The following is a 14,587-nucleotide window of genomic DNA, read 5'->3' as shown; positions in this document are numbered from 1 at the left end:
CAGTGATGGCGGGGCTTTTGACCGATAAAACACGGGCTCATACGCTTGTCTGAAATATAAATGAAACCTGTAAGAAGCTTCCTATCACCCTGTAGGACGGGGTAATGGCTGCTGCCCGCGGATAGCGGGCGCACAGGGCATCGTCGTCACACCGCGCTTGTAAACGGTGCGCACTGACCCTCGAATATCAAAACCGGTTGGCTCATGGCTCTTCGGCTTTGAGTTCCTTTTCGATCTTTTCGATTTCCTGCTTGAAGACCTGATCCTGAACGGTGGGGCGCTTGCGCCACGCCTTGCGTTCTGGTTCTGGCTGAGCGGCGTAGGTGGTGACTTCCCCGCCGTAAACTTCCTTGTAACGTTGTTCCTGGCGCTCAAGTTCCGCGCGCAGTTCGTCTTTCGTCACAGTGCTACCTGTATGAGTTGAGTTAAATGTCTGGTGAAACGCACTGCAACGAATCGATTGAGCAATCTACCGAAGACCAACACCTGAACAGGCGTTGCTGGGATCGGCAAGACGATCAAGACTTGCGTCTAGCAGGCGGCTACGGCACCAGATTAAAACTGACGCAGCATCAGTTTCCAGTTTCAGCGAGCGTTGGCATTACATTGACAATAAGTGCCAGGCGCTGGCCGGGGCCGACAGCGATGGACATCGCGTCAGCGGGTGGCGACCCCGGTATTTAAGAACGGGGTCCCACTGAGGTGCATTATAGCGGTCGATTCGGGAATGACTATCTTTGCCAAGTTAAAAACGGTTCCGGATGTGTGATCGTTTTGTTACTCGCAACTTTTATCGCTAGTTGAACTGCGCACAGACCGTTATTTGCGAAGTGATCTGTTTTTGACGTCATTTAGTCGAGCAACTCAGACGAAAATTCAAAGTGCCGACGAAGTCAGCAAACGTCACATGAGGTCAGGCAAACGCTACCTGATCAATTGCGATAATCGGTCGGCGGTTCGATAATCGCCCAATCTTCGCGTCGCAACCCTTGTGCATCCCGCCGCGAGCCGCTTGTATAGCCATCGATCCGTGCCGGATAAGGACCTGAAATGAACGATCAAATGCGCAACTCCTTCACTTCCGTGGCGCCGCCGATCGTCGCCTCGCCGGCCAAGCGCATTCAGGCGCTGACGGGGGATCCGGATTTCATGACCTCGCTGGCCCGTGGCCTGGCGGTGGTTCAGGCATTTCAGGAGCGCAAACGGCACCTGACCATCGCCCAGATCAGTCATCGCACGGAAATCCCCCGCGCTGCCGTGCGCCGTTGCCTGCACACCTTGATCAAACTCGGCTACGCCACCACGGACGGTCGCACCTACTCGTTGCTGCCCAAAGTGCTGACCCTCGGCCACGCTTATCTGTCGTCGACGCCGCTGGCCGTGTCCGCCCAGCCGTACCTCGACCGCATGAGCGAGCAACTGCACGAAGCCTGCAACATGGCCACGCTGGAGGGCGATGACATTCTGTACATCGCCCGTTCGGCGACCACCCAGCGTTTGATCTCGGTGGATCTGTCGGTGGGCGGGCGCCTGCCGGCATATTGCACGTCGATGGGGCGGATTCTGCTGGCGGCGCTGGACGACACGTCGTTAGGTGAATACCTCGACCACGCCGAACTCGTTGCCAAGACCAGCCGCACGATCCACACCCCGGACGCTTTGCTTGAATGCTTGCAGCAAGTGCGGCAGCAGGGCTGGTGCATTGTCGATCAGGAGCTGGAACAAGGCCTGCGCTCGATTGCCGTACCGGTTTACGACGCTTCCGGCCAAGTGGTGGCGGCGCTCAACGTCAGCACCCACGCCGGTCGTGTCAGCCGCACCGAGCTGGAACAGCGCTTTCTGCCGGGCCTGCTCAGCGCCAGTCGCGACCTCAGTGCGCAACTGTTTGCCTGATGAAGCTGTTCGATAAACGCACAGTGTTGCGTTTATCGAATTGACGCTAAAACCCCTGGATCATTAATGTCGCGGCAGCGTCATCCGGCGCTGATGTGAATGAGCTCGCCGGACTGCCGACTCCCATAATAATGACAAGAGGCAACTCACTATGCGCACGCTCCCCGACTGTCTCCGCACCGATCGCTGTTGCCGGATTCAACGCAACGCCTGATCCCGACCTTCTATTCTTGTGCCTGTGCCGCTCTCTGGCCGGCCGCCGTTCGACTGCGTTTTTTGCGTGGAATAAAAATAATGAACCAGCCTCAGTCCGCTGTGGGTAACTGCCTCGACGTGCAGACCTTCATCAATGCTCAACCGATCTCGCGCTATCAGTGGCGGGTGGTGATCCTGTGTTTCCTGATTGTGTTTCTCGATGGCCTCGACACCGCAGCGATGGGCTTTATTGCCCCGGCGTTGTCGCTGGATTGGGGCATTGATCGCGCCAGCCTCGGCCCCGTGATGAGCGCCGCGTTGATCGGCATGGTCTTCGGCGCACTCGGTTCCGGGCCTCTGGCAGACCGCTTCGGACGCAAAGTCGTGCTGGTCGGCGCGGTATTTCTGTTCGGCGCGTTTAGCCTGGCGTCGGCCTACGCCACCAACATCGAAGAGCTTTTGGTCCTGCGTTTTCTCACCGGGTTGGGCCTGGGCGCCGGTATGCCCAACGCCACTACGCTGCTCTCGGAATACACCCCGGAGCGCAAGAAGTCGTTGTTGGTGACCAGCATGTTCTGCGGCTTCAACCTCGGCATGGCCGGTGGCGGGTTCATTTCCGCGAAGCTGATCCCGGCGTTCGGCTGGCACAGCCTGTTGCTGATCGGCGGGATTCTGCCGCTGATTCTCACCGTGGTGCTGGTGTTCTGGCTGCCGGAATCGGCGCGCTATCTGGTGGTGCGCAACCGTGGCACTGACAAAGTGCGCAAGACGCTGGCGCCAATCGATCCGGTTACCGTCGCCCAGGCCTCAAGCTTCAGCGTGCCGGAACAGAAAACCGTCAAGGCACGCAACGTGTTCGCGGTGATCTTCTCCGGCACCTACAGCACCGGCACCTTATTGTTGTGGCTGACCTATTTCATGGGCCTGGTGATCGTCTATCTGCTGACCAGTTGGCTGCCGACGCTGATGCGTGACAGCGGCGCGAGCATGGAGCAGGCAGCGTTCATCGGTGCGTTGTTCCAGTTCGGCGGGGTGTTGAGCGCGGTCGGCGTAGGCTGGGCGATGGACCGGTTCAATCCGCACAAGGTCATCGGCACTTTTTACCTGTTGGCCGGGGTGTTTGCCTACGCGGTGGGGCAGAGCCTGGGCAACATCACGCTGCTGGCGACGCTGGTGCTGGTGGCGGGGATGTGCGTCAACGGCGCGCAGTCGGCAATGCCGTCACTGGCGGCGCGGTTCTATCCAACCCAGGGCCGGGCGACCGGTGTGTCGTGGATGCTCGGGATCGGCCGCTTTGGCGCGATTCTCGGGGCGTGGATGGGCGCGACGTTGCTCGGATTGGGCTGGAATTTTGAGCAGGTGTTGACGGCATTGGTGATTCCGGCGGCGTTGGCGACTGCTGCTGTCGTGATCAAGGGCATGGTCAGTCATGCGGATGCGACTTGAGTTTCAGCGTAGGAATATTCGTTGAAGGTTCCGCCCCCTTCGCGAGCAGGCTCGCTCCCACAATGGAATGCATTTCAAATTGTCGGAGCGAGCCTGCTCCGGGCGGCGTTCCGACGAAGCTTTTGATCTGATTGATAGGCTGACAACAATCTGTTCGATAAACGAACACTCAGTCGATTATCGGATTGTTTGGTGATTTTCACAGGCTTAATCTTCAGTGACTCCGGCGCTGAACCTCGCGCCTTTTTATCACTGGCGATCCACTACAAAAACGGGAGCCCGCTCCATGGCTGAGATCCTTTCGCTGCACGACGCGGTGAAGCAATTCGTCAACGACGGCGACACCGTTGCGCTCGAAGGCTTCACTCACCTGATCCCTACGGCGGCGGGTCATGAAATCATTCGTCAGGGCAAGAAAGATCTGACGCTGGTGCGGATGACGCCTGACCTGATCTACGACCAACTGATCGGTGCCGGCTGTGCGCGCAAACTGATTTTCTCCTGGGGCGGAAATCCGGGTGTGGGTTCGCTGCACCGTCTGCGCGATGCCGTCGAGAAGCAATGGCCGCAGCCACTGGAAATCGAAGAACACAGCCACGCCGACCTGGCCAATGCCTACGTGGCTGGCGCTTCAGGCCTACCGTTCGCGGTGCTTCGTGCCTACGCAGGCTCTGACTTGCCGAAGGTCAATCCACTGATCAAGTCCGTCACTTGCCCGTTCACCGGTGAAGTATTGGCGGCGGTGCCATCGGTGCGCCCGGACGTCACGGTGATCCACGCGCAGAAAGCCGACCGCAAAGGCAACGTGCTGCTGTGGGGCATTCTTGGTGTGCAGAAGGAAGCCGCACTGGCCGCCAAGCGCTGCATTGTTACCGTCGAAGAAATTGTCGATGACCTTAATGCCCCGATGAATTCCTGTGTTCTGCCGACCTGGGCTCTGAGTGCGGTGTGCCATGTGCCCGGTGGCGCGCATCCGTCCTACGCCCACGGTTACAACGAGCGCGATAACCGTTTCTATCAGGCGTGGGACCCGATCGCCCGCGACCGTGCGACGTTTACTGCGTGGATCAACGAATACATCCATGGCAGCGCTGATTTCAGCGAATTCCAGGCCAAGTTGGCCGCTGCTTCGGAGGCCAAGTAATGACTTACACCACCAATGAAATGATGACCGTCGCCGCGGCCCGTCGCCTGAAAAACGGCTCGGTGTGTTTCGTCGGCATCGGCCTGCCCTCCAAGGCTGCCAACCTCGCACGCCTGACCTCGTCGCCAGACGTGGTGCTGATCTACGAATCGGGCCCGATTGGCGCCAAGCCAAGCGTGTTGCCGCTGTCCATCGGTGACGGCGAACTGGCGGAAACCGCTGACACCGTGGTGCCGACCGGTGAGATTTTTCGCTATTGGTTGCAGGGCGGACGCATCGACGTCGGTTTTCTCGGCGCGGCGCAGGTCGACCGCTTCGGCAATATCAACACCACCGTGGTGGGCGACTACCACGCGCCGAAAGTGCGTCTGCCGGGTGCCGGTGGCGCGCCGGAAATTGCCGGTTCGGCGAAAAGCGTGCTGATCATCCTTAAACAGTCGGCGCGTTCGTTTGTCGACAAGCTCGATTTCATCACCTCGGTCGGGCATGGCGAGGGCGGTGATTCGCGCAAGCGCCTGGGCCTGCCGGGCGCTGGCCCGGTCGGCATCATCACCGACCTGTGCACCATGGAGCCGGAAGAGGGCACCCATGAGTTCGTGGTCACCGCGCTGCATCCGGGCGTGACCCGCGAGCAAGTGATCGCCGCCACCGGTTGGGCCATCCGTTTTGCCGACAATGTCGCCACCACTGCCGAACCGAGCGAAGTCGAACTGACCGCGCTGCGCGATCTCGAAGCGCGCACCGCGGCGGCCCACGGTCAGGCACCGGGAGAAGCATGATGCGTGACGTTTATATCTGCGACGCGATTCGCACCCCCATTGGCCGTTTCGGCGGTGGTCTGGCCGCCGTGCGCGCCGACGATCTGGCTGCTGTGCCGATAAAGGCGCTGATGGAGCGCAATCCATCGGTGGACTGGAACGCAATCGACGAGGTGTTCCTCGGTTGCGCCAACCAGGCCGGCGAAGACAACCGCAACGTCGCGCGCATGGCGTTGCTGCTGGCGGGCCTGCCGGAAACCGTGCCGGGCGTGACCCTCAATCGCCTCTGCGCTTCGGGCATGGATGCGATTGGTACCGCGTTCCGTGCTATCGCCAGCGGCGAAATGGAACTGGCGATTGCCGGCGGCGTAGAGTCGATGTCCCGCGCGCCGTTTGTGATGGGCAAGGCTGACGCGGCGTTTTCGCGCAACATGAAACTGGAAGACACCACCATCGGTTGGCGTTTTATCAACCCGTTGATGAAGGCGCAGTATGGCGTCGATGCGATGCCGCAGACTGCCGACAACGTCGCCGATGACTATGAAATTTCCCGCGAGGATCAGGACGCTTTCGCCCTGCGCAGTCAGCAACGTACTGCGGCCGCGCAGGCTGCCGGCTACTTCGCCGAAGAAATCGTCGAGGTGCGGATTGCGCACAAGAAGGGCGAAACCGTGGTCAGCCAGGATGAACATCCGCGTGCCGACACCACGATTGAAGCGCTGAGCAAACTGAAACCGGTCAACGGCCCGGACAAAACCGTCACCGCCGGCAATGCCTCCGGGGTCAACGACGGCGCCGCCGCGCTGATTCTGGCCTCGGCTGACGCGGTGAAAAAACACGGTCTGACCGCCCGCGCCAGAGTGCTGGGCATGGCCAGTGCCGGCGTAGCGCCACGGGTGATGGGCATCGGCCCGGTGCCGGCGGTGCGCAAACTCATCGAGCGCCTTGGTCTGGCGGTCGGTGATTTTGATGTGATTGAACTCAACGAAGCCTTCGCCAGCCAAGGCCTGGCAGTGCTGCGTGAATTAGGGCTGGCGGACGATGCCGCGCAGGTCAACCCGAACGGCGGCGCGATTGCCTTGGGGCACCCGTTGGGCATGAGCGGTGCACGGCTGGTGCTGACTGCCCTGCATCAGCTGGAAAAGACCGGTGGCAAGAAAGGTCTGGCGACCATGTGCGTCGGAGTCGGCCAAGGTCTGGCGTTGGCCATCGAACGCGTCTGACGCAGCCGTGACGAAGAAGAACAGAGGAAATCGAAATGTCTGACAAGCCTGGTTACCGTCGCCCGCAGGAAGGCACCCAGCCTGAGTACCTGCACCCGACGTATCAATCCACCAATCTGCGCTCGCCGTCCAAGCCGTTGGTGTTTCTGCCGCATTCGCTGTCGGAAATCACCGGTCCGACCATCGGCGCCGAGCGTGTTGCCGAGAAGGACAACGACCTGACCGCCCAACACGACGGCGAGCCGCAGGGCGAGCGCATCATCATTCATGGCCGTGTGCTCGACGAAAACGGCTTGCCGGTGCCGGGGATTCTGGTGGAGATCTGGCAGGCCAACGCCGCCGGCCGTTATAACCACAAGCGCGATCTGCACGACGCGCCGCTGGACCCGAACTTCACCGGCACCGGCCGCACCGTGACCGATGCCGACGGCTGGTATCAGTTCCAGACCATCAAGCCTGGCGCCTATCCGTGGGGCAACCATCACAATGCCTGGCGCCCCGCGCACATCCACTTTTCGCTGTTCGGGCCGAGCATCCTCACCCGGCTGGTCACGCAGATGTATTTCCCCGGCGATCCTCTGCTGGCCTACGACCCGATCTACAACTGCGTGCCAGATACGTCGGCCAAGGAACGTCTGATCGCCAGTTTCGATCTGGAGAAAACCATTCCGTCCTACGCCCTCGGTTATCGCTGGGACATCGTGCTGCGCGGGCGTGAAGCCACGCCGATGGAGAAATAAGATGACGCTGACTGCGACCACGTCCCACACCGTCGGGCCGTATTACCACATCGGCCTGACCTGGCTGAACCGCGAAAACCTCGCCAATGAACAAACCCTCGGCGAGCGCGTGGCGATCACCGGTCAAGTGGTGGACGGCAACGGCGATGTCGTCAACGACGCCATGCTTGAAGTGTGGCAGGCGAATGCCGCTGGCAAGTACGACCACCCGGAAGACGAGCAGGCCAAACCCCTCGATCCGCATTTCGAAGGGTTTGGCCGGGTGCCGGTGGATGCGCAGGGGCGCTTCCGTTTCACCACGATCAAACCGGGTACGGTTGAGGGGCTGAAGGGCTCGACCCAGGCGCCGCATCTGGTGGTGCTGGTGTTTGCACGCGGGTTGGTGAAGCACTTGCTGACGCGGATCTACTTTGAGGGTGAACCGGCCAACGTTGCTGATCCGCTGCTCGAATGCGTGCCGGCCGAACGTCGTGCGACGTTGCTGGCCAAACCGGATGCGTCGGGGGTTTATCAGTGGAATGTGATTTTGCAGGGCACTGATGCCGAGACGGTGTTCTTCGATTATTGAGATCAAGAGCAAAAGATCGCAGCCTTAGGCAGCTCCTGCATTTGGAATGTGCTTTCTGTAGGAACTGCCGAAGGCTGCGATCTTTTGATGTTCCAGCTTGTGGAACGGGACTGTTGCAAAGTGTGTCTAGACTCTGACTGTCCCTATTGAGTGAAAAATAATGACAACCCAGACCGCCCATTACACCGGCGAAGAGCGCAGCAAGCGCATCTTCGCGATTGTCGGCGCTTCGTCCGGCAACCTCGTCGAATGGTTCGACTTCTACGTCTACGCCTTCTGCGCGATCTATTTCGCCCCGGCGTTTTTCCCCTCCGACAATCCCACCGTACAACTGGTCAACACCGCTGGCGTGTTCGCCGCAGGCTTCCTGATGCGGCCGATTGGCGGCTGGATTTTTGGCCGGGTGGCGGACAAGCACGGCCGCAAGAACTCGATGCTGATCTCGATTCTGATGATGTGCTTCGGTTCGTTGCTCATCGCCTGCCTGCCGACTTACAAGGACATCGGCGTCTGGGCGCCGGTGCTGTTGCTGTTCGCACGTCTGCTGCAAGGCCTGTCGGTCGGCGGCGAGTACGGCACCACCGCGACCTACATGAGCGAAGTTGCGCTCAAGGGCCAGCGTGGTTTTTTTGCCTCGTTCCAGTACGTGACGCTGATCGGCGGGCAATTGCTGGCGGTGTCGCTGGTGGTGGTGCTGCAACAGTTCCTCACTGAAGACGACCTGCGTGCCTACGGCTGGCGGATTCCGTTTGTGGTCGGTGCGGTGGCGGCGCTGATTTCGCTGTTCCTGCGTCGTTCGCTGAAAGAAACCACCAGCAAGGAAATGCGCGAAAACAAGGACGCCGGCAGCATCCGCGCATTGTTCCGCGATCACAAAGCCGCGTTCATCACCGTGCTTGGCTACACCGCCGGTGGTTCGCTGATTTTCTACACGTTCACCACGTACATGCAGAAATACCTGGTGAACACCGCCGGCATGCACGCCAAGACCGCGAGCTACATCATGACCGGCGCGCTGTTCCTTTATATGTGCATGCAGCCGCTGTTCGGCATGCTCGCCGACAAGATCGGCCGACGCAGTTCGATGCTCTGGTTCGGCGCCCTCGGTACGTTGTTCACGGTGCCGATCCTGCTTAGCCTGAAGGTTGTCAGCAGTCCGTTCCTGGCGTTCGTGCTGATCACCGTGGCGCTGGCCATCGTCAGTTTCTACACCTCGATCAGTGGCTTGGTGAAAGCCGAAATGTTCCCGCCGGAAGTCCGCGCCCTCGGCGTCGGCCTGGCGTATGCGGTGGCGAACGCGATCTTCGGTGGTTCGGCCGAATTCGTTGCGCTGAGCCTCAAGGCTGGCGGCATGGAAAACGTCTTCTATTGGTACGTCACGGCGATGATGGCGGTGGCCTTCCTGTTCAGCCTGCGGTTGCCGAAGCAGGCGAAATATTTGCACCACGATCTGTAACCCCATGTGCGCGGGCCGCGATGGCCCGCGCCGGCAAGGACTGTTTATGACTCAGCGACCGGGCGATCAGTTGTTCGATGCCTACTTCACCGCCCGCGATATGCGCGAGGTGTTCTGCGATCAGGGCCGCGTGCAGGCGATGCTCGACGTCGAAGCGGCGCTGGCTCGGGCCGAGGCGCGGGTGGGTTTGATTCCGGCGAGCGCTGTTGCGCCCATCGAGAATGCCTGTCGCGCCGACCTCTATGACTTCGCAGCGCTGGGCGAGGCGATTGCCACGGCGGGCAATTCGGCGATTCCACTGGTCAAGGCGTTGGGCAAGCAGATTGCCGCAACCGACGCCGAGGCCGAGCGGTATGTGCATCTGGGCGCGACCAGTCAGGACGTGATGGATACCGGGTTGGTCCTGCAATTGCGTCAGGCGCTGGATCTGATCGAAAGCGATCTGGCGCAACTGGCCGATTCTCTTGCTGCGCAGGCTCAGCGCCACGCGGCAACGCCAATGGCCGGGCGCACGTGGTTGCAACACGCGACACCGGTGACTCTGGGCATGAAAATCGCCGGATGGCTCGGCGCCGTGACCCGCAGCCGCCAGCGTTTGCGCGAGCTGAAACCCCGTTTGCTGGTGCTGCAATTCGGCGGAGCGTCGGGCACCCTCGCGGCATTGGGCGAACAGGCATTGCCGATTGCCCAGGCCTTGGCCGAAGAACTGCAACTGACCTTGCCGGAACAGCCGTGGCACACCCAGCGTGATCGCGTGGTGGAGTTCGGCGCGGTACTGGGTTTGATCGCCGGCAGTCTCGGCAAACTTGGCCGCGACATCAGTCTGTTGATGCAAACCGAAGCAGCGGAGGTTTTCGAGCCTTCGGCACCGGGCAAGGGCGGTTCGTCAACCATGCCGCACAAGCGCAATCCGGTGGGTGCCGCCGTGTTGATCGGCGCAGCCACGCGAGTGCCGGGGCTGGTGTCGACGCTGTTCAGTGCGATGCCGCAGGAGCACGAGCGCAGCCTCGGTCTGTGGCATGCCGAATGGGAAACCTTGCCGCAGATTTGCTGCCTTGTCTCGGGCTCACTGCAACAGGCGCGCCTGTTGGCTGAGGGCCTGGAGGTAGACGCCCCACGCATGGCGCGCAACCTCGACCTGACCCAAGGGCTGGTGCTGGCCGAAGCGGTGAGCATCGTGCTCGCACAACGGGTTGGCCGCGACACCGCCCATCACTTGCTCGAACAATGCTGCAAACGTGCCGTGGCCGAACAGCGCCACTTGCGCGCCGTGCTCGGTGACGAACCGCAGGTCACTGCGCAATTGAGCAGCGCTGAACTGGATAATCTTTTGAACCCCGCCCATTACCTCGGTCAGGCGCAGGTCTGGGTCGAGCGAGCGGTGGCCGAACACAACGCTTTGACTGTCTGAAGGAGAGGGCTGTGGCTTTCGTTCAACTCGCCGATGGCGAACTGCACTATCAAATTCAAGGCCCGGTCGATGCGCCGGTGCTGGTGCTGTCCAACTCGCTGGGCACCGACCTGCACATGTGGGACGTGCAGATGCCGGCATTCACCGAGCACTTTCGCGTGCTGCGTTTCGACACCCGTGGTCACGGCAAGTCGTTGGTGACGCCGGGGCCGTACAGCATCGAGCAACTGGGCCACGACGTGCTCGGGCTGCTGGATGCGCTGCACATCGAGCGCGCGCATTTCTGCGGGTTATCGATGGGCGGGTTGATCGGTCAGTGGCTGGGGATCAATGCCGGGCATCGACTGCACAAACTGATCGTGTGCAACACGGCAGCGAAAATCGGCGATCCGTCAGTGTGGAATCCGCGCATTGAAACCGTGCTGCGTGACGGTGCGTCAGCAATGGTTGCCCTGCGCGATGCGTCGATTGCCCGCTGGTTTACCCCGGACTTTTCCCAAGCCCATCCGGCCGCGGCCAAGCAGATTACCGACATGCTCGCGGCGACTTCGCCGCAAGGTTATGCGGCCAATTGCGCGGCAGTGCGTGATGCCGATTTCCGTGATCAATTGGCGTCCATCAACCTGCCGCTACTGGTGATCGCCGGTACCGAAGATGCGGTAACGCCGCCGTCCGGTGGCCACTTTATTCAGGAGCATGTGCGCGGTGCGGAGTACGCCGAGTTCTACGCGGCGCATCTTTCAAACGTGCAGGCAGGTATCGCTTTCAGCGATCGCGTGTTGACGTTTTTACAGGCTCAGTGAGGAAGTTTTTGTGGACGAGAAACAACGTTACGACGAAGGCATGCAGGTCCGCCGCGCAGTGTTGGGCGACGCGCATGTCGATCGCAGCCTGAGCACACTGACCGAGTTCAACTCGGAATTTCAGGAGATGATCACCCGCCACGCCTGGGGCGACATCTGGACCCGCCCAGGTTTGCCTCGGCATACCCGCAGCCTGATCACCATCGCCATGCTGATCGGCATGAACCGCGAGGGCGAACTGAAACTGCACCTGCGCGCGGCGGCCAATAACGGCGTGAGCCGTGGCGAGATCAAGGAAGTGATCATGCAGAGCGCGATCTACTGCGGGATTCCAGCGGCAAACGCGACGTTTCATCTGGCTGAGTCGGTGTGGGATGAGCTGGGTGTTGAATCCCGGGAGTGATTGTCGGGTTTGAAAAGATCGCAGCCTTCGGCGGCTCCTACAGGGGATTGCATTGCATATTGTAGGAGCTGCCGAAGGCTGCGATCTTTTGATCTTCAGACTGTGGCCACAATGAAAATGCGCTTGAACGGAAACAGCGTGTGCCCGTTTTCCTCCTGCGGATAATGCGCATGCACACGCATCAGAAAGTGATAAATGAAGCGCGCCTGTTCCTCTGACGTCAGCGCCTGCATCACCGGCCTTAGCGCCGAAACTTTTATCCAGTCATACACCGGCGACTTGCCGTCAACCACCTGCAATTGCTCGGTCTCCCAGATGTCCAGCGACGCGGTCAGCGGTGCGAGCAAACGGTAGTAATCCTCAAGTGACAGCAAGGGCCGCGCGGCCATGCGCTGGCGCAGTTGCGGTGTGCCCAGTGGCGTGTTGCCGGGGCCGGCATCGTCGAGGGTGTCGAGCATCAGTCGATACCACAATGCATCGCGCCAGTCCGGCATGTGCGCCGCCAGGCACCCTCCATCATTGAGCAGACCCAGCAGATTCGGCAGTAACGTCTCATGACCGTTGATGAAATGCAGAACCGCCGCTGCGAACAGCAGGTCTGCAGGTTGTTCGGGTCGCCAGTCGAGCATGTCACAGTGCTGCCACGATGCGTTGATCGGCAGGCAGCGGGCTTGTTCAAGCATTTGCTGTGAGCTGTCGATTCCCTGCAGTTGCGCGTGTGGCCAGCGCTCGGCCAACAACTGAGTGGCAATGCCCGTGCCGCAACCAAGGTCGTAAATATGCTGTGGGGTTTGCAGGTCGACACGGTCGAGCAATTCGTTGACCGGGCGTTGCCTGAGACGGGAAAACTGCTGGTAAGCCTTGGCATCCCAGTCGGGTGCCGTTTTGAGTCGAGCGATCATGAGGTGGTCCTCCGGTGATCAGCAGTGTCTTCCGTGACAACCTGGCTCAAGTCTTGGGGACCAACTACAACAGATAACGGAAGTGGGTAGGGTTGTACGCCTGAGTCCTTCAGGTTTTTAAACTCTACTCGCCAGCAAAGAAAGCTCCACCCGACCTGACGGGTGGCGTCCTGATGCGGTTTTTTTTGTAGGCGCTGCGGCACGCTGCGATCTTTTGATCTTGTTTTTCAGGATCAAAAGATCACAGCGTGCCGCAGCTGATAAAGAGGAGAGGTTAGAGCAAACTGATCGGATAGCTGACGATCAACCGGTTTTCATCAAACTCGTTATTGCTGAAATCCCGGCGCATGGTCGAATTGCGCCATCTGACGTTCAGGTCCTTGAGCGTGCCGCTCTGCACGGTGTAGCCCAGTTCGGATTCGCGGCCCCACTCCTTGCCGTCGGTGATGGTCCCGGTATGTACGTTATCGCCGCTGATGTAGCGGTTCATCAGCGTCAGGCCGGGGACGCCGAGGGCGACGAAGTTGTAGTCGTGGCGGACCTGCCAGGAACGTTCCTGCGCATTGTCGTAGCTGGCGTTGTAGCTGTCGTTGGCCAGGGTGCCGCCGCTGGTGCCGTTGACGCGCATCCACGCGCTGTCGCCGGTGAGTTTTTGCAGGCCGACATAGAAGGTGCTGCCGCCATATTTTGCCGAGAACAATGCGGACCAGGTCTTGTTGTCGAGATCCCCGGCGCGCGCGCTGCCGTCGTCTTTGCCGTAGAAAAAACCGAGGTTGGCGCCCAGGGTCCATTCGCCCAGTGGCTGGCTGTGGATCAGATTGATGTATTGCTGGCTGTAGATGTCCTTGAGCTCGGCGTTCCACAGACCGATCTGCGTGCGTTTTTCGTTGAAAGCGTATTCACCACCCTGGAAGTTGAAGCGATCAGAGGTGAACGCCGCTTTGCCGGTCATCGACATGTCGCTCATGCTGCTGTCGTCGCGCGGGCTGTTGGCGCGGAACTGACCGCCGTAAAGCGTCAGGCCGTCGATTTCTTTCGACGTGATCTGGCCGCCGCGGAAGGTTTGCGGCAGCGAGCGACCGTCGTCCGAACGCAGGATCGGCAGTACCGGCATCCATTCGCCGACCTTCACTTCGGTCTGCGACAGCTTCGCCTTGAACGCGACGTTGGTGCGGCCGAAGTTGTCCGCCGGGCGACCGTCATGATCAAGCGGCAACAGTTGCGTGCCGCCAGTGCCTTTGCCGCCATCGAGCTTCAGCGAATACAGCCCGAGCACGTCCATGCCGAAGCCGACGGTGCCTTGGGTGAAGCCGGATCTGGCGTCGAGGATAAAGCTTTGCGTCCACTCTTCAGCCTTGCCCTGAGCCTTGGTCGGGTTGGTGAAGTTGCGGTTGATGTAGAAGTTGCGCAGGTTCAGGTTGACCTTGGCCCCTTCGACAAAACCGGCCTCTTCAGCCGCAACGGGCAAAGCCGCGCAAGCCAGTGCCAGGGCGATCAGGCCGGGGAATGCGTACGGCGCAGTTGGGTAGGTCATTGCAGTTTCTCTTGTTATTTTTGGGGCGAACGGAGTCCGGTGCCGGCGCTTTTTGCGGCGGGCATTGGCTTGCAGATTTCGGAATGAGCGGCGGTGATCAGCCGGACAGGG

At 60.4% G+C, this 14,587-nt stretch carries 14 protein-coding genes; 11 read left to right on the top strand and 3 right to left on the bottom strand.

Annotated elements, in window-relative coordinates; translation table 11 throughout:
* Window positions 1-202: 202 nt before the first annotated feature.
* Window positions 203-403, bottom strand: a complete 201-nt coding sequence (locus AB4P92_RS08800; RefSeq protein WP_008080067.1) for a hypothetical protein — start codon at window positions 401-403, stop codon at window positions 203-205.
* Window positions 404-1,050: 647 nt separating this feature from the next.
* Here AB4P92_RS08800 and pcaR point away from each other — a divergent pair.
* The 11 genes from pcaR (at window position 1,051) to pcaC (ending at window position 12,040) form a co-directional block, all read left to right on the top strand.
* The gene (gene pcaR / locus AB4P92_RS08795; RefSeq protein ID WP_042558002.1) at window positions 1,051-1,893 is read left to right on the top strand and encodes a pca regulon transcriptional regulator PcaR; all 843 of its coding nucleotides are present in this window, start codon (window positions 1,051-1,053) and stop codon (window positions 1,891-1,893) included.
* Window positions 1,894-2,187: 294 nt separating this feature from the next.
* Entirely contained in the window at window positions 2,188-3,534 is a 1,347-nt protein-coding gene (locus AB4P92_RS08790) for an MFS transporter (protein WP_042558003.1), read from the top strand.
* A 286-nt stretch (window positions 3,535-3,820) separates the two neighbouring features.
* Window positions 3,821-4,678, top strand: coding sequence for a CoA transferase subunit A (locus AB4P92_RS08785; protein ID WP_042558004.1), 858 nt, complete (start codon window positions 3,821-3,823; stop codon window positions 4,676-4,678).
* Entirely contained in the window at window positions 4,678-5,457 is a 780-nt protein-coding gene (locus tag AB4P92_RS08780) for a CoA-transferase subunit beta (RefSeq protein ID WP_047300032.1), read from the top strand. The genes AB4P92_RS08785 and AB4P92_RS08780 overlap by 1 nt, the downstream gene beginning before the upstream one ends.
* Entirely contained in the window at window positions 5,454-6,659 is a 1,206-nt protein-coding gene (pcaF, locus tag AB4P92_RS08775; RefSeq protein ID WP_210622123.1) for a 3-oxoadipyl-CoA thiolase, read from the top strand. Before AB4P92_RS08780 ends, pcaF begins: the two co-directional genes overlap by 4 nt.
* Before the next feature lie 35 nt (window positions 6,660-6,694).
* Window positions 6,695-7,399 carry a protocatechuate 3,4-dioxygenase subunit beta gene (pcaH, locus tag AB4P92_RS08770; RefSeq protein ID WP_042558007.1) on the top strand — a complete coding sequence of 235 codons (705 nt, stop codon included), beginning with the start codon at window positions 6,695-6,697 and terminating at the stop codon, window positions 7,397-7,399.
* 1 nt (window position 7,400) lies between these two features.
* Window positions 7,401-7,967, top strand: coding sequence for a protocatechuate 3,4-dioxygenase subunit alpha (pcaG, locus tag AB4P92_RS08765; protein ID WP_047300034.1), 567 nt, complete (start codon window positions 7,401-7,403; stop codon window positions 7,965-7,967).
* Window positions 7,968-8,127: 160 nt separating this feature from the next.
* On the top strand, window positions 8,128-9,423 hold the full coding sequence (locus tag AB4P92_RS08760) for an MFS family transporter (RefSeq protein ID WP_042558009.1): 1,296 nt from the start codon (window positions 8,128-8,130) through the stop codon (window positions 9,421-9,423).
* Between the two features lie 46 nt (window positions 9,424-9,469).
* Window positions 9,470-10,834, top strand: a complete 1,365-nt coding sequence (locus AB4P92_RS08755) for a 3-carboxy-cis,cis-muconate cycloisomerase (protein WP_395599249.1) — start codon at window positions 9,470-9,472, stop codon at window positions 10,832-10,834.
* An 11-nt stretch (window positions 10,835-10,845) separates the two neighbouring features.
* The gene (pcaD, locus tag AB4P92_RS08750; RefSeq protein WP_261735174.1) at window positions 10,846-11,637 is read left to right on the top strand and encodes a 3-oxoadipate enol-lactonase; all 792 of its coding nucleotides are present in this window, start codon (window positions 10,846-10,848) and stop codon (window positions 11,635-11,637) included.
* A 10-nt stretch (window positions 11,638-11,647) separates the two neighbouring features.
* Entirely contained in the window at window positions 11,648-12,040 is a 393-nt protein-coding gene (gene pcaC / locus AB4P92_RS08745; protein WP_115147647.1) for a 4-carboxymuconolactone decarboxylase, read from the top strand.
* A 95-nt stretch (window positions 12,041-12,135) separates the two neighbouring features.
* On the opposite strand, the gene AB4P92_RS08740 is transcribed toward pcaC, so the two are convergent.
* Both AB4P92_RS08740 and AB4P92_RS08735 read right to left on the bottom strand, forming a co-directional pair.
* The gene (locus AB4P92_RS08740) at window positions 12,136-12,942 is read right to left on the bottom strand and encodes a methyltransferase domain-containing protein (RefSeq protein ID WP_395599248.1); all 807 of its coding nucleotides are present in this window, start codon (window positions 12,940-12,942) and stop codon (window positions 12,136-12,138) included.
* Between the two features lie 274 nt (window positions 12,943-13,216).
* Complete coding sequence (locus AB4P92_RS08735; protein ID WP_273875216.1) at window positions 13,217-14,476, bottom strand: OprD family porin; 1,260 nt, start codon at window positions 14,474-14,476, stop codon at window positions 13,217-13,219.
* Window positions 14,477-14,587: the final 111 nt, after the last annotated feature.

Source organism: Pseudomonas sp. A0308, assembly GCF_044218815.1.
Classification (GTDB): Bacteria; Pseudomonadota; Gammaproteobacteria; order Pseudomonadales; family Pseudomonadaceae; genus Aquipseudomonas; species Aquipseudomonas iridis.
This window is presented reverse-complemented; position numbering and strand designations above follow the sequence as displayed.

What these genes read in the sequence shown, in the direction of transcription:
- pcaR (WP_042558002.1), top strand. Translation starts at nt 1,051, where the DNA reads ATGAACGATCAAATGCGCAACTCCTTCACTTCCGTGGCGCCGCCGATC.
- AB4P92_RS08790 (WP_042558003.1), top strand. Translation starts at nt 2,188, where the DNA reads ATGAACCAGCCTCAGTCCGCTGTGGGTAACTGCCTCGACGTGCAGACC.
- AB4P92_RS08785 (WP_042558004.1), top strand. Translation starts at nt 3,821, where the DNA reads ATGGCTGAGATCCTTTCGCTGCACGACGCGGTGAAGCAATTCGTCAAC.
- AB4P92_RS08780 (WP_047300032.1), top strand. Translation starts at nt 4,678, where the DNA reads ATGACTTACACCACCAATGAAATGATGACCGTCGCCGCGGCCCGTCGC.
- pcaF (WP_210622123.1), top strand. Translation starts at nt 5,454, where the DNA reads ATGATGCGTGACGTTTATATCTGCGACGCGATTCGCACCCCCATTGGC.
- pcaH (WP_042558007.1), top strand. Translation starts at nt 6,695, where the DNA reads ATGTCTGACAAGCCTGGTTACCGTCGCCCGCAGGAAGGCACCCAGCCT.
- pcaG (WP_047300034.1), top strand. Translation starts at nt 7,401, where the DNA reads ATGACGCTGACTGCGACCACGTCCCACACCGTCGGGCCGTATTACCAC.
- AB4P92_RS08760 (WP_042558009.1), top strand. Translation starts at nt 8,128, where the DNA reads ATGACAACCCAGACCGCCCATTACACCGGCGAAGAGCGCAGCAAGCGC.
- AB4P92_RS08755 (WP_395599249.1), top strand. Translation starts at nt 9,470, where the DNA reads ATGACTCAGCGACCGGGCGATCAGTTGTTCGATGCCTACTTCACCGCC.
- AB4P92_RS08740 (WP_395599248.1), bottom strand. Translation starts at nt 12,942, where the DNA reads ATGATCGCTCGACTCAAAACGGCACCCGACTGGGATGCCAAGGCTTAC.
- AB4P92_RS08735 (WP_273875216.1), bottom strand. Translation starts at nt 14,476, where the DNA reads ATGACCTACCCAACTGCGCCGTACGCATTCCCCGGCCTGATCGCCCTG.